Consider the following 24,542-nt stretch of genomic DNA (forward strand, 5'->3'; position numbering starts at 1 on the left):
CAGATTGGTGCACGCTTCTCTCCCTATTCATCCGTTCGCCCCCTTGGCCCATGCACCAACTCCACAATCATCCATGAACCACCTTTGTCAGGAGACACCGTGACACCCACTTCCTTTCGTGTCCTCTCCGTGATTGGCGCTGGAGCCTGGGGAACCGCATTGGCTCACCTCTTGGCCACTAAAGGATTCAGCATACGCTTATGGGCGCATGAACCTGAGGTGGCGGAGACCATCCAGCGCACCAGAGAAAATTCCTGGTATCTCCCGGAAGTAGTGCTACCCAATTCTATTCAGGCCACGATCAGTCTTCCGGATTGCGTGCAGGGCACGGATGTCATCCTACTCGCAGCACCATCCCATGCCATGGCCAACATGGTGAAACAACTCAACCTGTTATTAAAGGAACCCCTTCCCATCATCATCGCCACCAAAGGCATTGAGGAAGGCACGTTGCAATTAATGAGTCAGGTAGTCGAAAGTCATCTCCCCGCATCATGGCATCCGTTCATCACCATTCTTTCCGGGCCCAGCTTCGCATCGGAAGTGAGCCGATGGAAACCCACGACCATTTTACTGGCCGGACGGGATTTCAATCTGGTGAATGGTCTGCAACAAGCCTTTATCACTCCACAGTTTCGCGTGTATGCCGGACGGGATATGATCGGTGCGCAACTGGGGGGAGCCTTAAAAAATGTCATGGCCATTGGAGCTGGTGTGGTCGATGGCCTGGACCTCGGATCTAATGCGAGGGCTGCCTTAATCACCAGAGGACTGGCGGAAATGATCCGGTTAGGCCGGGCCATGGGCGCCGATGTTTCCACCTTTTACGGGCTATCGGGGTTAGGAGATCTGGTGCTCACCTGTACCGGGACGTTGAGCCGGAATTACCAGGTCGGCATGCAATTGGCCAAAGGCGCGAATATGACCACGGTGCGCTCAACCACCAGAACCGTGGCTGAAGGGGTTCCCACCAGCCGGGCCGCCATGGCCCTGGCTGAACGGTATCATGTAGATATGCCCATTGTGCGCGGCGTGTTCCAAATGCTGTTTGAAGGGCGCAATCCCCGGCATATCGTAACCGATCTGATGTCCCGATTAGCCAAAGGCGAAACGGATGGCCTTTTCTCTGTCAGCACCGCAACCTTTGGCCCCAGGGCTCATTCATGAACCACGACAGGTTAGCGGCCTTGCTTCAACGGGTTCAAGGCGGACATGTTTCTGTCCCCCAGGCTATTCAACAGCTCCGCACCCTCCCGTTTGAAGATCTCGGATTTGCCTCGGTGGATCATCACCGGTCGCTACGACAGGGATTTCCAGAAGTGATCCTGTGCGAGGGGAAAACACCCGCACAAATTACCGCGATCGCTCGAAAATTATTAAAGGCCGGCGGTCCGTTTCTCGCAACACGCGTCACGCCTGCTAATGCTCGCAGTCTCAAGCGATTGGCCCGCAAAGCGGTATATCATGAGATGGCCAGGATGGTCTCTCTTGCCGAGAGCAAGCGTACCAGGCAGGGGTTGATCCTTATTGTCACAGCCGGCACCTCCGACATCCCGGTGGCTGAAGAGGCCAAAGTCACCGCCGAAGTTATGGGAAGCCGGGTACAAACACTCTATGATGTTGGGGTCGCTGGTTTACATAGGCTTTTGGATCGCCAGGAAAGCCTTCACCAGGCACGAGTCGTCGTTGTCGTCGCAGGAATGGACGGGGTGTTGCCCAGCGTGGTGGGAGGGTTGGTCGATCGCCCGATTGTCGCCGTGCCCACCAGTCAAGGCTACGGTGCAAATTTTGGCGGGCTGGCCCCTCTCCTCACGATGCTGAATGCCTGCTCATCGGGAATCGGCGTCGTGAATATCGATAACGGATTTGGAGCAGGCTGTCTCGCACACCGCATTAATATTAACGGGCAGGGGGAATCTCCTCCTCAGACGTAGGTAACTCAGGCATCGGCCCATTCAAAGGTTCCGACATTGGTGCTTCTCCCATTTCAGGGATTGTACTCTCGTCTTTCTCCTCCGGTTCAACGCTTTCAACCTCGGACCCGGAACCACCGGCCTCTTCAGACTGAAGAACATCCGTAGCGTCCATGAGGGCCTCTTCCTCTGGAACCACCGGATCGTCTGAAGACTTCAAGCTCTCCTCCGTGGTCGTGCCATTCTCTTCAGAATTCTCTCCCTCACGGAGAATCTCAAGTTCTTCGGGAATATCCGGCTCCGGAGGAAGGGGAGGTAACACTTCACCCACATAGGCCAACGCTTCGAGTGTCCCGTGAACCCGACGTGAGACGATCTTCGTCCGGGGGCCATCCCCTTGATCCTCCATTAACTTGGCCTGGAGTTCATAAAAGTAGGAGCCATCAGCCACGAGTTGATGGTATTGATCCTTCCCATCCCAGACCAACTCCACCGGAACGGTGAGATTCCCCCTTTTCGCCTCCGGTTCGTCCACCAATAGACGATGTGCGACAAAACTCATGGAGCGCCGCGTCGGTGAGGTAATCATGGCAGACACTTCAAGCACATTGGCTCCGCGTAACGAGGACGGCAACTCCACGAGCAGGGTCAATTTCAACCCACTTTTCCCAATGATAAAGGGATCAGGAGAAACCACTACATCAGAAATTTTCACGGGAGAAACCGAAACCCGTTTGGACTTCGCTTCGCTTGAGCTGAAGGGGGAAAGAGCCAGAAATGACCCGAGGGCCAGCACCAACAACCCAGATTGCCACCGCCATTGAAATTTCCTAAGTGTCGAAGACATCCTTATCATTGTGCCAAACTTTTTCCCTTGAGACCAATCTAATTTGAGATTAATTCTGCCATTTTTTTTCTTTGGCCTTTGGTGTGCCCGAGCCGTCAAGCCGATTTCGGAAGCACCTCGGCGCACTGCTTAAGTCCTTCGACAAGGTTCAGAACAGGCTCCGCAAGTTTGCGCCGCAGCCGGAATTGGTGAACCGCACGATGAACCCGAAGGGCCACGAAAGGGCCAATATGGTTTTGGGTCCTTTTGCCGTCACAAAAGAACCTCGTACGCCGGAGCGAAACCCGGATAATTTCAAAAACATTATCGTGCAATTCTCAATGATTCGCCCAGCGTCGCGTTGAGATTTTTGATATGCTACGGTTTCGCCTTTGTACTTTTGCAGATGTAATTCTATGACCAGACATCTTCACATCGACGCATTTTCAGGAGTCAGCGGAGACATGTTTTTGGGTGCCCTCGTAGATACCGGTGTACCATTGTCTGTTCTTAAAAAAGGCCTCAAAGCCCTAGGCATTAAAGGTTATCGGCTTCGTGAACAGCAGGTGATCCGCAACAGCATCCGGGCCACCAAGGTGGATGTGGACATCCAAAAGGGATTTACCAAACCCTTATCACTTGCCACCATCAAAAAAACGTTAAAAAATAGTCCCCTGCCCGACGCCATTCGGACTCAGGCCCTTCAAACCTTCCAACTGCTGGCTGAGGCTGAAGGCAGGGTGCATGGCCAAGAGCTGAATAAAGTACATTTTCATGAGGTGGGCGTGATCGATTCGCTGGTGGATATTGTCGGGACCCTCCTGGGATTTGCCCATCTGAACGTGACGACGGTGTCATTTTCTCCCATCAATCTGGGAGCCGGCACGATTTCCACGGCGCACGGGCTGCTTCCGGTGCCGGGACCGGCAGTGGCGCATATGGCCCAAGGAATTCCCATTCTCTCCAATGGACCGGCCATTGAATTCACAACTCCGACCGGTATCGCGTTGGTCAAAACTCTCTCTCAGGATTGTAAACCGCTCCCACCCTTAACACCACAAACGGTGGGGTATGGCGCGGGCACGGCCGACCCTCATGGCTGGCCCAATGTGCTTCGACTGTTTGTTGGTGCTCAAGATTCTGATTCTAAAAATCTTACGGAACGCATCATTCAGCTTGAGACAAACATCGATGATATGAATCCGCAATTGTATGAGGTGATCATGGAGCGCCTCTTCGAAGCCGGAGCTCTCGATGTCACATTCACGCCAACCATCATGAAACGGAGTCGGCCCGGCACGATTGTAACCGTCATCGCGTTCTCACAGAACCTTCAGGCCTTAAAGTCGATTCTCTTTTCCGAAACCTCGACGCTGGGAATACGGATCCAGGAAATGGACCGAGCCATTCTGGCTCGCTCCTTCCAAACGATTAAACTGTTGGGGGGTTCTGTCCTCATGAAGATTGCTAATCTTGGACAGGGCCGTTCAAAGGCCACTCCCGAGTATCGTGATTGTGTCGCATTGGCTGAGCGCACCAAGCAGCCTGTGCAAACAATCATCGACCTCGCACGTCAGACCTATATTAGTGCGAAAATCCCATCCCCCCGCAAAACCGCTCCTTCCAAATTGGCACGGCGCAAGTAATCCACGCATGTCCTCCTCTCAACCGACCAAACCCCTTCTGGCGATTACCATGGGCGATCCTGCCGGGATCGGACCGGAAATTATCGTGAAGGCGCTCCAGTTATCGAAAGTCTGGCGAGTCTGTCGCCCCCTGGTCATTGGTAGCCGGGCCATCCTGGAACTCACCACACAATCATTAGGGGCCTCCCTTGTTCTTGTGCCGGTGAGCGGTCACGAATCATCCCCTCATCCTCGCCTGTTCCGCCGTGGCTCTCTTCATTTCTTGGATCCCTTTTCCGGATCGAGTCGTCCGGTTAGGCTTGGACGTGTGACGGCACGGTCAGGGGATTTGGCGGTCACGTGCATCCAAACAGCCGTCCGATTAGCCCAGGCCGGTTGCGTGCAGGGCATTGTTACGGCTCCCATTAATAAACATGCCATTCATTTAGCGGGGCACACGTATCCGGGCCATACCGAAATGCTGGCGGACCTGACGAACGCCAAGGAGTCGGGGATGATGATTGTGGGCGGTCCCTTGAAAATTCTATTTGCAACCACCCATCTGGCTCTCCGTGAAGTTCCGAACGTGTTGACACCAGCCACCATCCTTCGAGCCATTCGATTGGCCCATCAGGGACTCACCCGCTTGTTCCATATTCAGAAACCGCGCATCGGCGTGGCGGGCCTCAACCCCCATGCCGGCGAAAATGGTCTGTTTGGAGACGAGGAAGACCGCGTTATTCAACCGGCCATTCGGCAAGCCAAAAAGCAGGGCATTGCCTGCACGGGTCCTCATCCTGCCGACACCTTGTTCGGCAAGGCGGTACGAGGATCATTTGACGGGATTGTCGCCCTGTATCATGACCAGGGATTGATTCCCCTCAAAACCGTGGCCTTCGGCCATTGCGTGAACATCACGGTGGGCCTGCCAATCATTCGCACATCTGTTGACCATGGAACGGCCTATGACATTGCCGGGCATGGCAAAGCCGACCCCACCAGCTTGGTTGAGGCCATTGAAATGGCAGCCAATTTGGCCACACGCTCCACATGATATCCAAGGCGTAAAGATGGGAGCGCGACAATCGACATCCTCCGCCAAACCACCGGCATCTTCGACCGGTCGTGCCTGGAGTGCGAGAAAAATCGCTGCCGCCACGTTGCAAGGAATTGAACGATCCCGAGGGTTTAGCGATGACGTGTTCGATCACATCACCAAAGACCTCGTGGTCTCCGAACGCGATCGGCATCTGGCGTTTGAGTTGGTCTATGGAGTGTTACGACATTACATCGCCCTGGATTGGCGATTAGATCAGGTCTCCCGCAAGCCTATGGTCCGCCTGCCGCTGACGGTCGCCACGACGCTACGGGTCGCTGCCTACCAATTGCTCTATCTCGATCGCATTCCGGCTTCCGCCGCAGTGAATGAAGCTGTTCAGCTCATCCGGAAACAACCCGGTCACAATTGGTCCGGCTTCGTGAATGCCGTATTGCGTAATCTGCTTCGGCAATCTGCCCCCCCCATGCCCGATCCGGGGGTCGATGCCACCCAGGCCCTCTCCATTCGATATTCCTGCCCGCCATGGTTAGTTGAGCGCTGGCGACGATCCTTCGGCCTCACGCAAGCGGAACACCTTTGCCAACAGTCTCTTGGCCTTCCACCATTAACCATTCGAACCAATTCCCTTCGGGGCTCCCGTTCCGATTTACTTGCCCGCCTCCAATCGGAAGGCATCCTTGCACAGGAAACCACGGTGAGCCCTGTCGGCCTGACCTTGGACAAATGTGGTAATCCCGGACAATTATCTGCCTTGAAGGACGGTTGGTGCTACGTGGAAGACGAAGCCGCCCAACTGATTCCCTTGCTCCTTGGCCCTCAGCCCGGTGACCGGGTTCTTGATGCTTGTGCGGCTCCTGGAGGCAAAACCACGCACATGGCTCAATTGATGAAGAACCAAGGGACCATCGTGGCACTCGATCGTCATCAGGGACGGCTGGACCGGCTTGTATCTAATTGCGCCAGACTTGGGATCTCCATTGTTCAGCCAGCTCACGTTGATCTAAGCCCCTCTTCCGGCCACGGCCCGGCTGAAGATTCCTCAACTACTCCCCTCAGGGTCCCATCCATGCTGGCGCAACCATTTGACCGTATTCTGGTCGATGCGCCTTGTTCTGCTCTCGGGATTCTTCGCCGACATCCGGAAGGAAAATTACTAAAATCGTTATCGACCGTCCAACATGCCCAAGCTTCTCAACGCGAGATTCTTGATCGGGTCAGTGACCTCTTGAGACCAGGGGGAATCTTGGTCTATAGTGCCTGCTCAGTCGAACCGGAGGAGACCACGGAGATCATCTCCGAATTTTGTCAGAAACATCCTGAATTTTCTCAGGAATCCGTCACACCTTGGGTGCCCGTTGCGGGGCAATCACTCATTACTGACCCTGGGCATTTGTGTACGGCCTTTCAGACGTTGAACATGGACGGATTTTTTGCGTGCCGATTGAAAAAATCTGAATGACAATGCCAATCACCCCTTTAATATCCCCTTCTATTCTTTCTGCTGACTTTGCCCGGCTCGCGGAAGCCGTACAGATGGTAGAAGCCGCCGGTGCGGATTGGATTCATGTGGATGTGATGGATGGCCATTTCGTTCCCAATTTGACCGTTGGTCCGCCCATGGTTGAAGCGCTCCGCAAGGCGACCTCCTTGCCCTTGGATGTTCATCTGATGATGACCAATCCGGATGCCTTCATTTCTGAGTTCGTCGATGCCGGCGCTGATCTGTTGACCGTGCATGTCGAAGCCTGTCCACATTTACACCGAACCGTTCAATCTATTATGGAACGACAGGTCAAAGCCGGAGTGTCCTTAAACCCTGCGACCTCGGTCACCGCCATTGAGGAAATACTTGGCGACGTGGATTTAATCCTGGTGATGTCCGTGAATCCCGGGTTTGGTGGCCAACAATTTATCTCCTCCACCCTGGAGAAGATCCGGCGTATCCGGACGATGATGACCAATTCCCACAGTTCGGCCCATTTAGAAGTGGATGGGGGAGTCAACCTGACTAACGTGGCTTCGGTGATTCACGCGGGCGCGAATGTCCTGGTTGCCGGTTCCGCCATTTTTGGCAGCAAGAATATCCCCGAAACCATTCGCCAGATGCGAACAGCCGCTCAGACCGTGATTGTCTAATCGGGCCCATGAATTCCCCCAATAACACCGACAGCCTTCACCCTCTCGAAATTCAGGTCCTACGTGCACTGGGGAAAGACCCAAAGCCACTCTCAGACCTTCAACTTGCCACCCACACCGAGCTTGCTCCCTCACAAGTCAGCATGGCTGTCGGGTGGCTACTCACGAAACAATTAGTGAGCCTGTCGACCGAATCCACGACGACCTATGTGTCCCTCACTACGGTTGGGACCCAATACCACCAGCCGGACTCTTCTCCTCTTGAGTGGATCATCCAGACGGTGAAGAATGCTGATCCCGAAGGCTCCCCACCCACCGTAAAGGACCTTCAAGCCACGGGGAAATTCCAACCCTCCGAGCTAAGCCGAGCAATCGGGATTCTTAAGAAGGAAGGCGTCCTTCAGATGGGTGCGGGTGGAATGTTGGAAATTACCAGCAAGGATAGTGACACTGTGAGGGATTTGCGAAGCCTCATCAATCAGGTTCATGAAGGCACACGCCCCCTGGATTCGTTTACTTCCGATCACCAGGCATTACTTCGCCAATATGCCGTCAAACGCGGCAATACGCAAGAACCCTTTCGCATCGATGATCATACCGAACGGACTTATGTCCTCACAGCGGAGGGCCGGACTCTACTGCCTCATTTACGGGAAGGCGCCGCCCAGGAAATTTCACAATTAACCCCAGAACTCTTAAAAGACGGATCCTGGCGGAACGTGTCCTTTCGCAAATACTCCATCAATCTCCGACCTCCCCGATTGGCAGTTGGCCGACGCCATTCCTATCGGGAGTTTCTGGATACCGTGAAGTACAAACTCACGAGCATGGGATTTCAGGAAATGCGTGGCGAACTCATTGAAACGGAATTTTGGGATATGGACGCACTCTTTATGCCTCAATTCCATCCTGCTCGTGCCATCCATGATGTGTATTTTGTTAAAAATCCCAAGATGGCTAAGAATATTCCTGAGCCATTTCTCAGCCAGGTCGCCCAAGTCCACCGGGATGGCGGAACGAGTGGATCGAAAGGATGGAAATACGAATATGACAGCGAGCGGGCGAAGCGCTTAGTTCTCCGCAGCCAAGGCACCGCAGTCTCCGCTCGAACGTTGGCACAAAATCCGCCGATTCCCGGCAAATTTTTTTCTATTGCCCGGTGTTTTCGTTATGACAATGTCGATGCCACGCACGCCACTGATTTTTTTCAGGTGGAAGGGATCGTGCTCGGTTCCGATATCAACTTTCGGACACTCTTGGGTCTCCTGCAATTGTTCGCCACGGAAATGGCACAAGCCAAAGAGATTCGATTTTTCCCAGCGTATTTTCCATTTACCGAACCCTCCGTCGAATTGCATGTCCGTCATCCAAAACTTGGATGGATGGAACTGGGGGGCGCGGGGCTTTTCCGCTCTGAAGTCACCATACCTTTGGGAGTGACCGTTCCGGTTATTGCCTGGGGACTCGGGTTGGATCGGATGGCCATGGTCGCCCTTGGCATACAGGACATTCGCGATTTATTCACCTCCGATTTAGAAGCGGTCCGCAATATGCGCCGTCAATTTTAAATACCCACGATGCCAACCATTTCCATTTTCCAAAAAGATTTCTGTCGACTTGTCGGTCGAAATGCCTCCATGTCCGACATTGAACAATGGATGCCCTATGTGAAAGGGGAGGTGAAAGACGTCTCACAGGACACGGGTGAAGTGCGCGTGGAGCTTCAAGATACCAATCGGCCTGATTTATGGTGCGTGGAAGGGATTGCCCGACAAATTCGATCCGTTTTAAATAAAGGGATGCCCCCTTACTCCTTCTTTTCGGATAAGAAGGGGGCGAAAAGACGGATTCAAGTGGCCCAAGGCATGGAAACCGTTCGACCTTATGTGGCGGCTTGCGTCTCGTTGGGATATGCCATGACAGCTGAGGGCCTCGACCAATGCATTCAAACCCAAGAAAAATTGGCCGACGCCTATGGACGAAAACGTGAAACCGTTTCCATTGGCCTTTATCGGTACTCTTCCATTTCGTTTCCTGTCACGTACGGGCTCGTGAAACCCGATGAAATTCGATTTACGCCATTGGGATTTGAGGAAAAAATGACTCCTCACGAAATTCTCACCGTCCACCCCAAAGGCCTTGAATATGGATCGATCCTCGCTGAATGCGACAGGTTGCCGCTCCTATGGGATTCGGATGGACAGGTGCTGTCCTTTCCTCCCATTATCAACAGCCGGGAACTCGGTGAAGTGCAGCAGGGAGACACCGATTTATTTGTGGAAGTCACAGGAACCGATCTGAGTATGGTGGTGTTGGCCTTGAATATTTTTGCCTGTAATTTAGCCGATCGTGGGGCGACCATCGAATCGGTGAATATTACGTATCCCTATGAAACCGAGTTCGGCACAACCGTTAAAACCCCCCTGAGCATGAATCAATCACAACGTATTTCCCTAGAGGCGATCGAACAGGCTTTAGGAATGGCGCTTGGCTCGGAGGCTATTCAGGAAGCCCTAGCCTCTTATGGATACCTGGTGAAAGCCACCAGGCAAACAGTATCCGTCACCTTACCCGCCTTTCGAAACGATTTCATGCATGTGATGGATGTGGCGGAAGATGTGGCCATTACCCGAGGCTATGATTCCTTTTCCCCTATTATGCCCCAGTCTTTCACCGTTGGAAGTCTCTCCGTGGAAGAACAGACCAGCGATCGTGTTCGTGATCTTCTGGTCGGATTTGGCTTTCAGGAAATTTTTTCCAATATCATGGCTTCTCATCAGGAATTGGTAGACAGAATGCGTATTGCTGATACGGAGTATGCGCAACTGGTGGAAGTGGATAACCTAATGTCCCAAACCTATGCCTGTCTCAGACCTTCCATTTTGCCGTGCCTGCTTCGGGTGGAAGCCCTATCGCCTCGCGTCTTTTATCCCCATCTGCTATTTGAGGTTGGAGAAACGGCTCAACTGGATTTGGAAGCCAATGCGGGTTCTCGCACGACATTGTCCATAGCTGCCATCAGCGCCAATTCCGGAGCAAACTTTTCAGAGATCCATAGCTATCTGGATTTGCTGATGTATTACATGGTGTGGCCCTACGAACTGGAGCCGGTCACTCATCCCTCATTCTTAGAAGGACGAGTCGGCCGAATCCGTTGTAATGGGCATTCAGTGGGATATATTGGAGAGTTTCACCCGGAAGTACTCGAAGCCTGGCAAATCGATATGCCCACTTCCGGGTTTGAGTTCGAGATACGAAAGCCTGAAGCTTAAGCGGGGACGGGTTGTCCATCTCCCTTGGTGCTTGACACAAGGTGAGAAAAGCCTTGAGGATCGTGAATCGCCATCTCTGAAAGCATTTTTCTATTTAACAACACATTGGCTTTCTTCAGCGCATTCATGAACTGACTATAGGTGACGCCTTGCGCTCGAACTGCCGCACTGATTCGAGTCACCCAGAGCTGTCTGAAATTACGTTTTCTCTGTTTTCGTCCGGTATAAGCATAGGCTTGCCCCTTATCGACTGATTCGGTAGCCGTCCGGAAAAGCTTACTTTTTCCTCCATATTGGCCACTCGCCAGCTTGAGCCGCTTTTTCCGGCGCTGCCGAGTTTGTGGCCCACCTTTTACCCTTGGCATGACACGTTCTCCTTTATTATTGAAAAATTACTTATAGGGGAGTAACCGAGACAGCGAAGTCCGGTCTTCTTTTCTGACCTCTGCTGCGCCGCTTAGTCTGGATTTTACTCCAGGCGACTTGGAAGTGAGGATATGACGCATTCCTGCCTTCCTCCGCATCCACTTACCCGAGCCGCTTCGTTTAAATCGTTTACTGGCTCCTGAGTGATTTTTTAATTTCATTTTTGCCATACTTTATTTCCTTATTCAACGACCGACAAATTGCCGGACTCCCACAATTAGCCAATTACTTCGGGGCGACCACCATGTAAAGATTCCGTCCCTCCATCCTGGGAGGACTCTCAATGTTTCCTGCGCCTTTTAACTCCTCAATAACCTTCTGAATCGCTTTGAACCCAAGCTCTTGATTGGCCATTTCTCGCCCCCGAAACATAACCGTAACTTTGGTCTTATTCCCTTCTTCCAGGAAGTCCCGTATTTGCCTGACTTTCGTCTCCATGTCGTGCTTGTCTGTCCGAGGCCGAAATTTAACTTCCTTAACCTGGGTGGATTTCTGGTTAAGTCGCATGCGATGTTCTTTTTTGCTCTGTTCATACTTAAATTTCCCATAATCCATAATACGGCAGACCGGAGGGTCCGCGGTAGGAGCCACTTCCACCAAGTCATATCCAATTTCCCTCGCCTGCCGAATCGCCTCTGATGTCTTCAGGATTCCAAGCTGTTCACCTTCAGCACCAATAACCCGGACTTCAGGATTTTTGATGAAATGATTAATACGTTGTTTGGGGGTCACCGGACGAGTCATTCGAAAAGTAAAGAACCCTTCTTAACAGACTCGGGCATGTCTTCCCGAATAAGCGTCACCATATCAATAATAGGCATCGTCCCCAAATTTTTCCCGTTCCTTTGTCGTACCGCAATCATTTTTGCTTCAGCTTCACGATCCCCCACGACAATCATGAAAGGGATCTTTGCCTTTTCTGCCTCACGGATTTTAAGGCCAATCTTTTCATTTCGCAAGTCTATGGAGACGCGACAGCCCTCCCGACGAAGATTTTTTTCAACCTCTTGGGCATACCCTTGATGTTTTTCTGAAATTGGGAGGACTATAACTTGAACCGGGGCCAACCAGGCCGGAAAGGCACCCCCAAAATGTTCCAATAGAATCCCAAAAAATCGCTCAATCGATCCGAGTAAGGCCCGGTGAATCATAATGGGTTGATGAGTTTTTCCATCATCACCCACGTAGGTCAGACCAAACCTATCGGGATTATTGAAATCGACCTGAACGGTCGAACATTGCCAGGATCGGCCTAAAGCATCCTGAATTTTGACATCTATTTTAGGCCCGTAAAAGACCCCTTCCCCAGGATCTTCCTGGTAGGTATAGCCGCCGTTTTTCAGCGCAGTTTCCAACGCTAACGTCGCTTGGTCCCATTGGTCAATCGTCCCCACAGCTTTTTCGGGCCGAGTGGAGAGAAACATCTTGAATTCCGTAAATCCAAAAGTTCCCAGCATACTCGTAATAAATTTCAGGACTTTTTCCACCTCTTCACCCAGCTGGTCAGGGCGGCAGAATAAATGAGCATCATCCTGGGTAAAGCCCCGAACTCTCATCAGGCCATGGAGGACTCCGGATCGTTCGTACCGGTAGACCGTTCCCAATTCCCCGTAACGGATAGGCAGATCGCGATAACTGCGCAAATGTGATTTATACACCATGATATGAAACGGGCAATTCATAGGCTTCAACTGATATTCACTGGACTCCACAGACATGGTGGCGAACATATTTTCTTTGTAGAAATCCACATGCCCGCTGGTTTTCCATAAATCCAACCGAGCAACATGTGGCGAATAGACCAACTCATACTCGTTGGCCAAATGTTGTTCCCGCCAAAAATTTTCAATCAGCAGACGGATCTGTGCCCCTTTGGGATGCCATAAAATAAGACCTGGACCGGTTTCGTCCTGGATGCTAAATAAATCGAGGTCTTTCCCAAGCTTTCTATGGTCCCGACGCTTGATCTCCTCTAAATTGTCCAAATGAGCCTGTAAGGCTTCTTTTGAAGGAAAGGATGTGCCATAGAGCCGTTGCAGCATGGGATTTCGTTCGTCCCCCCGCCAATAGGCTCCTGCACTATTCAGGAGTTTGAATGCTTTGACATAGCCAGTGGCTGGCAGATGGGGGCCACGGCAGAGATCGACGAAATCCCCTTGAGTATAAGCGGACACCGGCTCTCCATCAGGAAACCCCTGAATGAGTTCTACTTTATAGGGTTCACCACGACTTTTGAAAAATTCTATCGCCTCTTCCTTGGAGAACTCACGTCTTGAAACCGAAAGGTTACGTTTGATGATTTCCAAAGCTCGAGCTTCGATTTTTTTCAGATCTTCAGGCGTGAACGGGCGTTCATAGGCAAAGTCATAAAAGAAGCCCTCTTCGATGGCCGGACCAATGGTCAATTGTGCCGTAGGAAAACACTCCTTCACCGCCTGGGCCATGATATGCGTGCTACTGTGACGATAAATTTCCTTGCCTTCCGGTGAATCGAACATCAACGGCTGCAAGGTTGAATCGGTTTCAAGGGAGGCCAGAAGGTCTATTTCCACACCATTAGCCTTAACGGCAAACACATCCTTAGGAACTGCTCCCTTCAGTTGTTCTATTGCGGCCTTCGCCGAGATCCCTTTGGGAAGGGCCTGACTACTTTCGCCTTTCAGTGATACCTGAATAGATTCCATTAGAGTACAAACACCAAATAATACAAAATTCTACATTCCGTGATGGAACGCAAGAAAAGGCACCACTCCTATGAAAGAAGCTGGATACCTGTCAGGCTTTGTTGGAGAAAGATCAATGGTAGGCGCGGGCGGTATTGAACCGCCGACCTCTACCGTGTCAAGGTAGCGCTCTCCCCCTGAGCTACGCGCCTATATTCTTACCGGCCATATGCTAGACTGCATTGGTGGTCTTGTCAAGAAATGGTTATTTTTCAAGGGGAAAAGGAAAGGTTATCCAGCAGAGTCCGATTCCGGCTTCTTGCGTTTTCCGGCAAAAGATTCCTTTACCTGACTAACGGAAATTTGAAACTCTGTAATTTTTTTTCTGAGTGTATTCCGATTGAGGCCCAGAAGCCTGGCTGCTTTAATCTGATTGCCATGCGTTTCCCTTAAAGCGAGCTCAATCAAGGGCCGTTCAACAGCTCTCATTAAAGTGGGATAGAGATTTTTCCCTGAACCGACATTCATCGCTCGAACAAAATCCCCCAACTTTTTTTCCACATAACTGGCCAGGCTCACATCTTTCGGATCAATAGCCGCCTCTTCCGAGGGTTGATCTCCCATGACCTGCCGGATCTGATTCATGGTACTCCAGGCGGGCAGGGGTCCGGCATAAATAAATGTTTTCGACAAATTCAATTGGCCATTCAATGCCGACAAGGCAGGAAAAAATTTCTTCCCGGACTCATCCAGAATCACTCCGGTAAATTGTTGAGAACGCATCGCCGCTTCCAAGGAGGAACAGTCATCCAACACCGTAATGGTGTTCTGAAGATCTGGACCTTGAACCCGGGACTTGAGATCGGGATCTTGGGTTAGCAGAGCAAACCGTATGTGAGAAGAGTTAAAGGGCACGGTATTTTGGTCAGGTGAAATGCAAACGAGGATTATGTCGGAACATTATTTAAAAATCAATTGAGGTCTATCTTCTGGGTTGGGAAGATCAATCAATTCCAAAAAGTGGACCCAACATACGTAATGTACCCCAAATCAACATGCCTCCAATCACATCCAACAACAATCCCGCTTGCACCATTCGGAGAACCGGAATCCTGCCCGTTCCATAGACAATGGCATTCGGGGGGGTAGAAACAGGCAGCACAAATGCCAGGCTTGCAGCCATACAGGCACCCAGCACTGGAGGGACAGGAGAAAAATTGGCCGTGTGGGCAATGGCGATGAGCACCGGCACAATCATGCTGGTCGCTGCGGTATTTGATGCAAGTTCCGTGAGAACCAGGGCTGTAAGAATAGCCACACCCGTTAAACCCCAGATCGACTGAATGCCAAACATATTCACCATACCCTGCCCGATCGCTTTCGCCAATTCAGTTTCGACCATCAACTCGCCAAAGGCGATACCTCCCCCGAATAACAGGATGGTTCCCCAATGAATATTGGCGGCTTCTTTCCAGGTTAAGGTGAATTTCCCCTGTCGAAAATTCAAGGGCAGAAGAAACAAAAGCCCGGAGGCAAAAATAGGCACCAACTCTTTCGGCAAATGAGCACGAACCCATTGCACGACCACATGATCACCTTCAAACCATATTGAGAGTAAGGCCGGGAGGATCCACAACATGACCGCCAACACAAAGACCGCAAATGTATATTGCTCCCCACGTGACCAAGGCAGTGGTGCCGAAATCTTGAGAATAGGAGATTCTTCGTGAAAAGACGAGGAAGAAGGGGGCGGATGCAACCAATATAAAAGAGTGAACATCACAAGCAGCATCACACAGGCCAACGGCAACCCAATCAGCATCCATCGGTCAAACGAAATGGTAATATGGGCCTGCTGGGCTAATAAGCCCACCCCGATTAAATTCGGCGCGGTGCCAATAAGAGTGGCCACTCCCCCAATACCAGCGCCATAAGCCAGGCAAAGCAAAAACCCGGTGTCAAAGGTCCCCATATTAGGATAACCTTGTCGAAGTGCACGTAACACTCCGAGCGCAATGGGTAACATGACCGCCGTTGCCGCAGTATTGCTAATCCACATGGACAAGCCGGCTACTGCCAAACCCATGGCCATCATGATACGAATAGGGTTAGAGCCCACGCACTTACGTGACAAAAGCCAGTTGCCAAACCGGCGGTCCAACCCATGAACGGATAGGGCCTCAGAAATAAAAAAACTGCCGATAAACAGGAAGATGATGGGGTGAGCAAAGGCGGAAAACACAGTTTGCATCGTCCCCAATCCGGCAACCACACACAGTCCACAGCCCAGCAAAGCGGTAATGGGCAGAGGAATAGGCTCGGTAATCCACATCACCACCACCCAGGTCAAAATTGTTGCCAGAATTCTCGCAGGATCTGGCAATGATTCGGGAAGCAGCATAAACATCAACCCGGCAAGGAGGGGGCCGGCAAAAAGACCAAATTGATGCGTAGGAATGGCGGTTTGTGAACCTGGACCAGATTGGCTCATGCAGCTCTTGGGATGGACGCGATCAAACTTAGGAAGTCCGGTAGGCCTAGAGACCTCGACCGTATATCCTCTTTTCCGTGTATGCCTAAATGGCCTTGTCGGGTAACCTCTCTAGGATTTGGAAGTATGCAGCAGGTATCATACAGAAGTCAGGATATGTGAGATAGAGACCTCATGAAAGGATTCAACGATTTATCATTATGCACTCAAAAATTCATACCCTCGATAGTCTATTACAACGAATTACCGTTCATCAGCAGGCGGGAGAATTCATTGTCTTTTCGAATGGGTGTTTTGACTTGCTTCATATAGGACATACGCGATATCTGGCAGAAGCCAAGGAGTTGGGAGATCGATTAGTGGTCGGAGTGAATAGCGACAGTTCAGTTCGTCAACTGGGTAAGGGGACAAATCGACCAATCCAAAGCGATGCTCAGCGAGCAGAGGTCATTGCCGCATTAGGGTGCGTAGATTACGTGATACTGTTTGATGAGCCGGATCCCTTGAATCTCATTAAAGCGATCCAACCCAATGTCCTTGTGAAAGGTGGAGATTGGAATCCGGAACGAATAGTCGGAAAAGATTTTATTGAGGAACGGGGAGGATTTGTGAGAACAATTCCACTTGTCTCAGATGTTTCTACCACCGCGATTATTGAACGGATTCTCACCACGCAGGGAATAAACCCATCCTCCTAGTCAGCACGCAGATAAACATTTTCGTGGTGTATTTCAGATCATGAACATCCCTTTCGTCTTCCATCATTTTGCAAACCAGCTGCGAACGGTCGTTCCAGCGATCCCGGAACGTACACCCCCGCCCTGTTTACTGAGCACACAACAGGCCTGCCTCGCCCTGGCCATGACCCTGTTCACCCTTCCGGAGAAAAAGACGGCCGGCATTGAGGGCCACACACACCTCATCATCACGCCAACGCAAGAACAAGCCGAAGAATTATATGAAGACCTGGAATTTTTCTTCTCGTTCATCAGGCGAGATCACGAGACACTGGCATTATTCCCACCATGGGCCACCATTCCCTATAATCCTGCACTGCCGTCCCACAGCGTCATCTGCCAGCGCGTTCGATCTCTCCACCGGTTGTCCCGGGGTGAGAGCACCGTCATGGTGACCTCACTACCCGCCATATTGCATAAACTGCTTCCCCCGGAGGTCTTCGCTGAAGCATGTTTTTCCCTCAAGATCGGCGAGACGTGCGAGCGTGAGGTGCTTCTTCGTTCATTAATCCGGTTAGGGTATGAACGTGGATCGTTGGCTGAAGTCCCCGGTGAATTCAGCGTACGTGGCGGTATCGTGGATATTTTCTCCACAGCTCAGGACCATCCCGTCCGTGTTGAATTTCTTGGGGATACGGTCGAATCCATCAGGACGTTTGATCCCTCAACTCAAGAATCCATCACCCATCTCAAAGAAACCTGGGTCCTACCCACTCGGGAGTTCATTCCTCCAGATTCCAGCCAACCGGATAGCGCTATCGAACACATTCAGGCAAGCATTGAATGGGATCTTCCCCGGTATTATCCCAAACTTGTCACATTGTTTGATTACATTCACACGCCCGTCACCGTCTCTTTCTACCGCCCGGTTGATCTGGATGCTGCGGCAGTGCAATTTTGGAATGCGTTACTCGAAACATGGGAACAGCTCCAGCCCGGCCCGGGGTGCGTCGCTGCCCATGCTGACCCCGATCAACTCTATGAGATGTGGGAGACCATTAAAACCTATACCAGCATGTGTCCGACGGTTTGGTGGGATAGCGTGGCTCCTGATACCAGCACCATGCCGTGTGTGCCTGTTTCCTTACAGGCTCAGTCTCCCAGTAGTGTCGGGGTAGGCATTCGCGGACTTCCCTTTAAGGAAACCCTTTCCAAACTGGACCAATTGCGAGCGGACTCCGAGATTTTTTTTGTCGCTCGCAGTCCAGGACAGGTGGAACGCCTGCTGTCCTTATTGCATGACCACGGCTTCCCAGCCAACAAGTGGGAATACCCCTTCCCTCAACCAGTCCCAGATGTTCGTGCCCCATTTTACTGTCTTGAAGGAGACCTCTCAGCAGGGTTCCTTTCACCTGATGGACATATCGCGTTCGTCACCGAGGAAGAATTATTTGGGAAAGGCATCCGGCACCGTCCCCACACCAAATCACCTACTGCCAAATTTTTCTCGTCGTTGGAGGATCTAAAAGAAGGCGATCTCGTCGTCCATCTCCAACATGGGATTGGCCGGTATCTGGGTTTGCGCCGTTTGGAGGTGCAGGGCTATACCAGTGATTATTTGCTGTTGCAATTCGGTGGAACCGACACCCTGTATGTTCCCCTGGACCGCCTGAACCACATCCACCGGTATCGGGGAGCGGAACAACGGTCTCCCAGATTGGATCGCCTGGGAGGTACGGCTTGGGGCAAAACCAAGGCGAAAATCAAAAAGGGCATCGAGGACATGACCGAGGAACTCGTTGAACTCTATGCCAACCGGGAAGTCGCCAGACGAACGGCGTATCAGGAGGACACTCTCCTGGTGCATGAATTTGAAGCTGGGTTTGAATATGAAGAAACGCCTGACCAACTTCGAGCCATTGAAGAAATAGGACGAGACATGGAATCCCCGAAACCCATGGACCGCCTGGTCTGTGGAGACGTGGGATACGGCAAAACAGAGGTCGCCATGCGTGCAGCCTTTAAGGCGATCCAGGCCAACCGGCAGGTGGCCGTCCTGGTTCCCACGACCTTACTGGCTCAACAACACTTTGAAAACTTCTCGTTACGGTTTGCCCCGTTCCCGGTCAAAATCGGTATTTTATCGCGGTTTCAATCAGCCAATGAGATCAAAGCGACATTGAAAGACGTGGCTGCCGGCGTGATCGACATTGTGATCGGGACGCATCGGGTCGTGCAAAAAGATGTCGTCTTTAAACAATTGGGCTTGGTGATTATCGATGAAGAACAATGGTTTGGCGTCCGCCATAAAGAACGTCTGAAACAACTCCGGACCCAGGTCGATGTGCTCACGCTTTCCGCGACCCCAATCCCTCGAACTCTGCAAATGGCTTTTTCAGGAGTGAGAGACTTATCCGTCATTGAGACCGCACCTCCAGGTCGTTTGGCGGTGGAAACACAGGTTCTCCGGTTTGATCCGACTGTGGTACGAGAGGCCATCACACGGGAACTCGCCCGGGGAGGGCAGGTGTACTACGTGCACAATCGGGTTGAAACCATGGAGCAAACCGGAGCCTGGTTACAAGATCTGGTTCCGGAAGCACGGGTATTGATGGCGCATGGCCAAATGAATGAACAATTGTTGGAACGTGTGATGTTACGATTTTTTCACCAGGAAGCCGATGTCCTGCTGGCCTCTGCCATCATTCAATCAGGATTGGATATTCCAAGCGCGAACACCATCCTGGTTGATCGGGCGGATTTATTCGGGCTTTCCCAACTGTATCAACTTCGCGGACGTGTGGGGCGAAGCGGGCAACAAGCTTTTGCCTATCTCTTCATTCCAAACGAGGAAACCCTGAGTACCGACGCACAAAAACGCATGAACGCCATTCAAGAATTTGCCGAACTTGGGTCCGGGTTCCGGATCGCGGCCGCTGACCTTGAAATCCGTGGAGCGGGAAATTTACTCGGGAAACAACAGTCCGGCAATATCGCCGCCGTCGGGTTGGACCTGTACTTACAAATGGTGGAGCAGGCTGTTCAGCAGCTTAAGGGCCAGGAAGTGGAGGAAGAATGGGAACCCACCCTTCAACTTGATGTCTCTGCCTTCATTCCCGAAGACTATGTGGAAGATGCCTCTCAGCGGCTTGGACTCTATAAACGCTTATCCGGGAGTGAACGGTTAGGGGATTTGGCCTTATTATATGGGGAGACGCTCGACCGGTTTGGATCGCCACCTACCGCCATGGAGCGCCTATTTGAGGTCATGCAAATCAAAGTATTAGCCAAGGCCCTTCAACTCGAGTACGTCGAAGTCCGTGGCGGACTCATGAACGTGCGCTTTCATGAACGGGCCAAACTTCCGGAACAGGGAATTCGTGCTTTGATGGACAGCTGGAAAGATCGTCTGGACTGTCTTTCTCCTCGTGCCTATCGCTTGACTCTTCCCGAACAGGATTGGGCCTCCATGTACCCCAGGGCTAATACGATATTACAAGAACTCTATCAGTCAATGGCCAAAGAGGAAGTGAAACGCTGACATGAAGGGCGTGCGCGAATGCCTGAAAGGCTGCTCTTCACACACATTTCTCATCTGGGTAGTGGCATGCCTTCTCTTCTTTCCCGGCGTAGGCCTGAGTCTGACCGACAGGATTATTGCGGTGGTGAATAAAGAGGTAATTACCTGGTCCGATCTGGATAAGGAAATACGGGACGAGTACAAGCGCTTGACCGCCAAATATCACGGAGAGGAACTGGACCGCCGATACCACCAAAAACAACGAGAAGTCCTAAATAGACTCATCGATGATCGGCTCCAAATTCAAGAAGCCCAAGCCAGGGGGGTCACCGTCACCCAGGACGAGATTGATGCCGCTTTACAGCGAACCCCTCTGCCACCTACCCAAACCGAAGAAGAATTCGCCCATCAAATGCTCCTGAAAAAACTCTATGACTTCGAGGTTCGCCGAAACGTCGTTGTCGAGGAGGAGGAAATTAAACGGTTCTATGACGCCAACCCAACTCTATTTCTCACATCCCCACACTACCGACTCAAGCAATGCCTGATAGCCGGAAAAGAAGGATTTGAACGCGAGCGAGCAAGAAAGAAAGCTCAAACCATGTATGCCGCATGGACTCCGAATATCTCGTTAGAGGACCTCGCTACCAGTCATTTCGAGCAAGTGGGTGAATTGGGATGGGTGCGGGAAAACGAGTTATTGGCCCCTCTGAAGCAGGTAGTCAAGGAACTGAAACCGGGACACATCTCGGCCCCCATTGAAACCCTCTTAGGATTTCACCTCGTCCTGGTGGAAGAAATTCAGCAACCCCAACCGCTCCCCCTTGAAGCCGTGGAACGAGATATCCGTGGATTGCTGACTAAACAGCGATCCGAGGAAGCGTATCGGAATTGGCTGGCCGATATAAAACAAAAAGCCTTCATCGATGTGAGGCTTAAATAGAGAGGTTCATTTCACCCCTGCTGGCCCAAGACCTTCTTCCATCACGAATCCCTCTCATTCTCCATCCTACACCTGGTCAAAGCGCCGATAGGTCTTTTGGGCCAGATTGTAAATCTCAATAAACCCTGCAGACGCATTCTGGTTGAAACTCGCATCCTTATTAAACGTGGCCAAATTGGCATCAAATAAAGAATAGGGAGATTTCATCGCGACCACATCGGCTTTTCCTTTAAACAGCTTTACTTTCACCGTTCCCTTCACACGCTGGTTGGCGGAATCCTGGAAAGCATGGATGGCATCCATTGACGGATCAAACCATTTGGCCCCATAACAGGTGTACGCCCACTTTTCATCAATGAATTTTTTCAATTCGTTTAAGTCACGGGTATTGACAAGTTTTTCCAGATTAAAATGCGCTTTGATGAGGATTTCCGCTCCAGGAGCTTCATAGACGCCACGAACCTTCAATCCGACTAAACGGTCCTCCGTTAAATGCACAATGCCTACCCCATGCCTTGCCCCTACAGCATTGGCGCGTTCAATGACCCGGCAAAGGGAAAGCTCTTCACCATTGATTGAACAAGGGATTCCTTTGTTGAACCCAACTTCGACAATTTCCGGTTCATCCGGTGCCTGTTCCGGGGGAATGCACACCTGCAGAAATTTTCGTAAATCAGGAATGCAGGCCGGGTCCTCAATATCCCCTCCCTCATTAGTGGAGCCCCACATATTGTCATCATGCGAATACAGGTACTCTTTAGTTTGCTTAATGGGGATATCGTGTTGTTTGGCATAATCAATCTGTTCATCCCGGCCCATACTCCATTCACGAACCGGAGCAATCACTTTCATCGTGGCATCCAATGTCGTGATGTAATTTTCAAAGCGAACCTGGTCATTCCCCTTTCCCGTTGAGCCGTGAGCAATGACTTTGATTCCCCGCCCCTTGGCCACGCGAACGGCAATTTCCGAAAGCGTTACCCGGGCTAGGGGAGTCGAGAGAGGATATCCCCCCTGGTAATCCGCATTGGCTTTAATGGCCCGAGACAGCAGTGTTTCAGCAAATTCTTCCCTGGCGTCAATGACCACCGCCTCCTCAGCACCCAGTTTGATCGCCTTCGCTTTGACCGCTTCAAGATCCTCATGTAATTGGCCTACATCGACTGTCAGTGCCACAATGGAACAGGCATAGGCTTCCTGAATCCATTTAAGCATAATGGAGGTATCCAGTCCTCCCGAGTACAGTAAAACACACTTATCAAACGTTCCCTTTTTGGCTTCGTGAGATGCAATTTTCTGATACGTGATTTTTGATTCCATGCCGTGTTCACCTAAAATAAGGTTGTGTACATTTATTGAGCCCTCACCATGTGTCAACCGCAAGAGCTCGCTTTTTTATTGAATAATAACCCAAGAAGATGAAGGAATTCGATGCTAGACGGTGACATAGCGATCGACCACGGCGGCACCTACCGCATCACCCCAGACATTCACTGCGGTTCGAAACCGATCGATCAACCAGTCAATGGCCAAGAGGAGTCCGAGCCCCTCGAGTGGAAGCCCGACAGCTTGAAAGACCACAACCATCGTTACAAGCCCAGCTTCAGGAATCCCTGCAGCGCCAATGGCAGACACGGTCGCCACCACAAACAGGACAATAAGCGCCCCTCCACTTAATTCAATCCCCCAGGCTTGCGCGATAAACACTGCGGCTACGGCTTCATACAACGCGGATCCATCCATATTGACCGTCGCACCGACTGGAAGAACAAACCGACTTGATCGACTGCTCACCCCGGCACTTTCGACCCCCTCCATTGTCAGAGGCAAGGTCGCAGACGAACTCGCGGTCGCAAACGCACTCGTCAGAGCTGCGCCAAGAGCACGCACATATGTCAAAGGATTCCGTTGACCTCCAAAATGCAAGATGAACCCCAGAATAATTCCTGCATGGATGGCCAATCCCAGTAGCACGGTGATTGTGAATAACCCTAAACCAACTAACAGCGCGACAATACCGTCAATTCCACCGGCATTTGCTAAGCGCCCTGCCACCAAGCCAAACACGCCAATGGGACCGATCCACATCACAAGGTGAACCAGCTTCATGATCGCCCCAAACACCCCTTCGAAAAACTTGAGCACTAATGTACCATTTTCCCCGACCGTCGTCAGGGCCGCCCCGAATGCCAAAGAAAAGATGACCAATGGCAATAATTCACCCTGCGAAGCTGCCGCGAATAAATTCGGGGAAAAGATTCCCTTTATGAGGTCGAGCCATCCGATGTTCACCGCCGCCTCAACTCCGGAAGGGGCCATCGCCGCGGCAATATCGGCTCCCGCTCCAGGTTTAATGAGACTGACCAGGATCATTCCCAGCCCAATGGCCATACCGGAAGTAATTAAATAGTAGGTGACCGTCACTCCTCCTAATTTTCCCAACTGGCGAATATCACCCAGGGATCCAACGCCCTGGATTATCGAAGCCACAATCAAGGGCACCACCAGCATCCGCAACATCCGGATCCAGAGCTCACCCAGAATTTCCACATGGCGAGCGACTTCTGGAGCCAGGGCTCCGAGCACCCCACCAGCCACCGCACCGGACACCATGAGCCACACGAGTGGACCATGGCCATTTCCACGATCTACAGATAAGGGTTGTTTGGTAATGGGACAAACCTGATTTTAGGGAAGGGAAACGCTACTTGGTCTTTTTGGCTAATTTCTGCCCAGCTACCCCGACACCCAGAGTAGTGGACTTTGATTGCCTCACAATGTCATAAAAACTATCGAGGGAAATAATGGGCTCAAGCTTCTGATGCAAGTAAATGAGTGCCCTGGATGGTTCCACCCCAATCTGCCAACCAAGATCCTGGTCAGGCTTCAGTTCTTGAACATAGGCAATGGCCGATGCACTGATAAAGGTCTTTCGTTCCCCTGTGAGGGTTGATTGCCTGACCTGTACAAAAAACATGCTCACCCCTTTC

At 51.5% G+C, this 24,542-nt stretch carries 21 protein-coding genes and 1 tRNA gene; 11 read left to right on the forward strand and 11 right to left on the reverse strand.

The annotated features are described in order from the left end of the window. Window positions 1-99: 99 nt before the first annotated feature. Entirely contained in the window at window positions 100-1,167 is a 1,068-nt protein-coding gene (locus tag PJI16_01250; protein ID MDT3776185.1) for an NAD(P)-dependent glycerol-3-phosphate dehydrogenase, read from the forward strand. Then, window positions 1,164-1,934, forward strand: coding sequence for a nickel pincer cofactor biosynthesis protein LarB (larB, locus tag PJI16_01255; GenBank protein MDT3776186.1), 771 nt, complete (start codon window positions 1,164-1,166; stop codon window positions 1,932-1,934). Before PJI16_01250 ends, larB begins: the two co-directional genes overlap by 4 nt. Here larB and PJI16_01260 read toward each other — a convergent pair. Continuing rightward, entirely contained in the window at window positions 1,900-2,760 is an 861-nt protein-coding gene (locus PJI16_01260) for a hypothetical protein (GenBank protein ID MDT3776187.1), read from the reverse strand. The two genes, larB and PJI16_01260, sit on opposite strands and share 35 nt — an antisense overlap. A 395-nt stretch (window positions 2,761-3,155) precedes the next feature. Between PJI16_01260 and larC the strand changes: the two genes are divergently transcribed. The 6 genes from larC to pheT are packed head-to-tail and all read left to right on the forward strand — an operon-like array spanning window position 3,156 to window position 10,832. Further along, entirely contained in the window at window positions 3,156-4,385 is a 1,230-nt protein-coding gene (gene larC / locus PJI16_01265) for a nickel pincer cofactor biosynthesis protein LarC (GenBank protein ID MDT3776188.1), read from the forward strand. A gap of 7 nt (window positions 4,386-4,392) precedes the next feature. Then, a complete protein-coding gene (gene pdxA, locus PJI16_01270; protein ID MDT3776189.1) occupies window positions 4,393-5,418 on the forward strand; it encodes a 4-hydroxythreonine-4-phosphate dehydrogenase PdxA in 1,026 nt (341 codons plus the stop codon). A 16-nt stretch (window positions 5,419-5,434) separates the two neighbouring features. Then, on the forward strand, window positions 5,435-6,883 hold the full coding sequence (gene rsmB / locus PJI16_01275; GenBank protein MDT3776190.1) for a 16S rRNA (cytosine(967)-C(5))-methyltransferase RsmB: 1,449 nt from the start codon (window positions 5,435-5,437) through the stop codon (window positions 6,881-6,883). Between the two features lie 2 nt (window positions 6,884-6,885). Then, window positions 6,886-7,560 carry a ribulose-phosphate 3-epimerase gene (rpe, locus tag PJI16_01280; protein MDT3776191.1) on the forward strand — a complete coding sequence of 225 codons (675 nt, stop codon included), beginning with the start codon at window positions 6,886-6,888 and terminating at the stop codon, window positions 7,558-7,560. 8 nt (window positions 7,561-7,568) lie between these two features. After that, on the forward strand, window positions 7,569-9,128 hold the full coding sequence (locus PJI16_01285) for a phenylalanine--tRNA ligase subunit alpha (GenBank protein ID MDT3776192.1): 1,560 nt from the start codon (window positions 7,569-7,571) through the stop codon (window positions 9,126-9,128). A gap of 9 nt (window positions 9,129-9,137) precedes the next feature. Continuing rightward, on the forward strand, window positions 9,138-10,832 hold the full coding sequence (gene pheT, locus PJI16_01290; GenBank protein ID MDT3776193.1) for a phenylalanine--tRNA ligase subunit beta: 1,695 nt from the start codon (window positions 9,138-9,140) through the stop codon (window positions 10,830-10,832). On the opposite strand, the gene rplT is transcribed toward pheT, so the two are convergent. From rplT to PJI16_01325, 7 genes are all read right to left on the reverse strand, one after another. Beyond that, the gene (gene rplT / locus PJI16_01295; GenBank protein ID MDT3776194.1) at window positions 10,829-11,197 is read right to left on the reverse strand and encodes a 50S ribosomal protein L20; all 369 of its coding nucleotides are present in this window, start codon (window positions 11,195-11,197) and stop codon (window positions 10,829-10,831) included. The two genes, pheT and rplT, sit on opposite strands and share 4 nt — an antisense overlap. A 27-nt stretch (window positions 11,198-11,224) precedes the next feature. Beyond that, window positions 11,225-11,419, reverse strand: a complete 195-nt coding sequence (gene rpmI / locus PJI16_01300; GenBank protein ID MDT3776195.1) for a 50S ribosomal protein L35 — start codon at window positions 11,417-11,419, stop codon at window positions 11,225-11,227. A gap of 64 nt (window positions 11,420-11,483) precedes the next feature. Further along, window positions 11,484-12,002: a translation initiation factor IF-3 gene (infC, locus tag PJI16_01305; protein MDT3776196.1), complete on the reverse strand. Its 519-nt coding sequence runs from the start codon at window positions 12,000-12,002 to the stop codon at window positions 11,484-11,486. Then, window positions 11,999-13,942, reverse strand: coding sequence for a threonine--tRNA ligase (thrS, locus tag PJI16_01310; protein ID MDT3776197.1), 1,944 nt, complete (start codon window positions 13,940-13,942; stop codon window positions 11,999-12,001). Before thrS ends, infC begins: the two co-directional genes overlap by 4 nt. Before the next feature lie 116 nt (window positions 13,943-14,058). Then, a tRNA-Val gene (locus tag PJI16_01315) sits at window positions 14,059-14,133 on the reverse strand. Window positions 14,134-14,212: 79 nt separating this feature from the next. Continuing rightward, entirely contained in the window at window positions 14,213-14,704 is a 492-nt protein-coding gene (locus PJI16_01320; GenBank protein MDT3776198.1) for a helix-turn-helix domain-containing protein, read from the reverse strand. A 220-nt stretch (window positions 14,705-14,924) separates the two neighbouring features. Continuing rightward, window positions 14,925-16,412, reverse strand: coding sequence for a DASS family sodium-coupled anion symporter (locus PJI16_01325; protein ID MDT3776199.1), 1,488 nt, complete (start codon window positions 16,410-16,412; stop codon window positions 14,925-14,927). A gap of 200 nt (window positions 16,413-16,612) precedes the next feature. On the opposite strand from PJI16_01325, the gene rfaE2 reads away from it, so the two are divergent. The 3 genes from rfaE2 to PJI16_01340 are packed head-to-tail and all read left to right on the forward strand — an operon-like array spanning window position 16,613 to window position 21,552. Continuing rightward, the gene (gene rfaE2 / locus PJI16_01330) at window positions 16,613-17,110 is read left to right on the forward strand and encodes a D-glycero-beta-D-manno-heptose 1-phosphate adenylyltransferase (protein ID MDT3776200.1); all 498 of its coding nucleotides are present in this window, start codon (window positions 16,613-16,615) and stop codon (window positions 17,108-17,110) included. 40 nt (window positions 17,111-17,150) lie between these two features. After that, window positions 17,151-20,630: a transcription-repair coupling factor gene (gene mfd / locus PJI16_01335; protein MDT3776201.1), complete on the forward strand. Its 3,480-nt coding sequence runs from the start codon at window positions 17,151-17,153 to the stop codon at window positions 20,628-20,630. Between the two features lies 1 nt (window position 20,631). Next, window positions 20,632-21,552: a peptidyl-prolyl cis-trans isomerase gene (locus PJI16_01340; protein ID MDT3776202.1), complete on the forward strand. Its 921-nt coding sequence runs from the start codon at window positions 20,632-20,634 to the stop codon at window positions 21,550-21,552. A gap of 66 nt (window positions 21,553-21,618) precedes the next feature. Here PJI16_01340 and PJI16_01345 read toward each other — a convergent pair whose 3' ends face one another. From PJI16_01345 to PJI16_01355, 3 genes are all read right to left on the reverse strand, one after another. Continuing rightward, window positions 21,619-22,872 (reverse strand): argininosuccinate synthase, encoded by a 1,254-nt coding sequence (locus PJI16_01345; GenBank protein ID MDT3776203.1) that lies wholly within the window; start codon window positions 22,870-22,872, stop codon window positions 21,619-21,621. A 114-nt stretch (window positions 22,873-22,986) separates the two neighbouring features. Continuing rightward, a complete protein-coding gene (locus PJI16_01350) occupies window positions 22,987-24,165 on the reverse strand; it encodes a dicarboxylate/amino acid:cation symporter (protein ID MDT3776204.1) in 1,179 nt (392 codons plus the stop codon). A 91-nt stretch (window positions 24,166-24,256) separates the two neighbouring features. After that, entirely contained in the window at window positions 24,257-24,529 is a 273-nt protein-coding gene (locus PJI16_01355) for a hypothetical protein (GenBank protein ID MDT3776205.1), read from the reverse strand. Window positions 24,530-24,542: the final 13 nt, after the last annotated feature.

Origin of the sequence: Nitrospira sp. MA-1, assembly GCA_032139905.1 — a bacterium.
In the GTDB taxonomy this organism is placed as follows: Bacteria; Nitrospirota; Nitrospiria; order Nitrospirales; family UBA8639; genus Nitrospira_E.

Coding starts and splice junctions, on each gene's coding strand:
- rfaE2 (MDT3776200.1), top strand. CDS start 16,613: ATGCACTCAAAAATTCATACCCTCGATAGTCTATTACAACGAATTACC.
- PJI16_01355 (MDT3776205.1), bottom strand. CDS start 24,529: ATGTTTTTTGTACAGGTCAGGCAATCAACCCTCACAGGGGAACGAAAG.
- PJI16_01350 (MDT3776204.1), bottom strand. CDS start 24,165: ATGGTGTCCGGTGCGGTGGCTGGTGGGGTGCTCGGAGCCCTGGCTCCA.
- pdxA (MDT3776189.1), top strand. CDS start 4,393: ATGTCCTCCTCTCAACCGACCAAACCCCTTCTGGCGATTACCATGGGC.
- thrS (MDT3776197.1), bottom strand. CDS start 13,942: ATGGAATCTATTCAGGTATCACTGAAAGGCGAAAGTAGTCAGGCCCTT.
- mfd (MDT3776201.1), top strand. CDS start 17,151: ATGAACATCCCTTTCGTCTTCCATCATTTTGCAAACCAGCTGCGAACG.
- PJI16_01325 (MDT3776199.1), bottom strand. CDS start 16,412: ATGAGCCAATCTGGTCCAGGTTCACAAACCGCCATTCCTACGCATCAA.
- PJI16_01285 (MDT3776192.1), top strand. CDS start 7,569: ATGAATTCCCCCAATAACACCGACAGCCTTCACCCTCTCGAAATTCAG.
- rpe (MDT3776191.1), top strand. CDS start 6,886: ATGCCAATCACCCCTTTAATATCCCCTTCTATTCTTTCTGCTGACTTT.
- PJI16_01260 (MDT3776187.1), bottom strand. CDS start 2,760: ATGTCTTCGACACTTAGGAAATTTCAATGGCGGTGGCAATCTGGGTTG.
- rsmB (MDT3776190.1), top strand. CDS start 5,435: ATGGGAGCGCGACAATCGACATCCTCCGCCAAACCACCGGCATCTTCG.
- larC (MDT3776188.1), top strand. CDS start 3,156: ATGACCAGACATCTTCACATCGACGCATTTTCAGGAGTCAGCGGAGAC.
- PJI16_01345 (MDT3776203.1), bottom strand. CDS start 22,872: ATGGAATCAAAAATCACGTATCAGAAAATTGCATCTCACGAAGCCAAA.
- PJI16_01340 (MDT3776202.1), top strand. CDS start 20,632: ATGAAGGGCGTGCGCGAATGCCTGAAAGGCTGCTCTTCACACACATTT.
- rplT (MDT3776194.1), bottom strand. CDS start 11,197: ATGCCAAGGGTAAAAGGTGGGCCACAAACTCGGCAGCGCCGGAAAAAG.
- infC (MDT3776196.1), bottom strand. CDS start 12,002: ATGACTCGTCCGGTGACCCCCAAACAACGTATTAATCATTTCATCAAA.
- pheT (MDT3776193.1), top strand. CDS start 9,138: ATGCCAACCATTTCCATTTTCCAAAAAGATTTCTGTCGACTTGTCGGT.
- rpmI (MDT3776195.1), bottom strand. CDS start 11,419: ATGAAATTAAAAAATCACTCAGGAGCCAGTAAACGATTTAAACGAAGC.
- PJI16_01320 (MDT3776198.1), bottom strand. CDS start 14,704: ATGCGTTCTCAACAATTTACCGGAGTGATTCTGGATGAGTCCGGGAAG.
- larB (MDT3776186.1), top strand. CDS start 1,164: ATGAACCACGACAGGTTAGCGGCCTTGCTTCAACGGGTTCAAGGCGGA.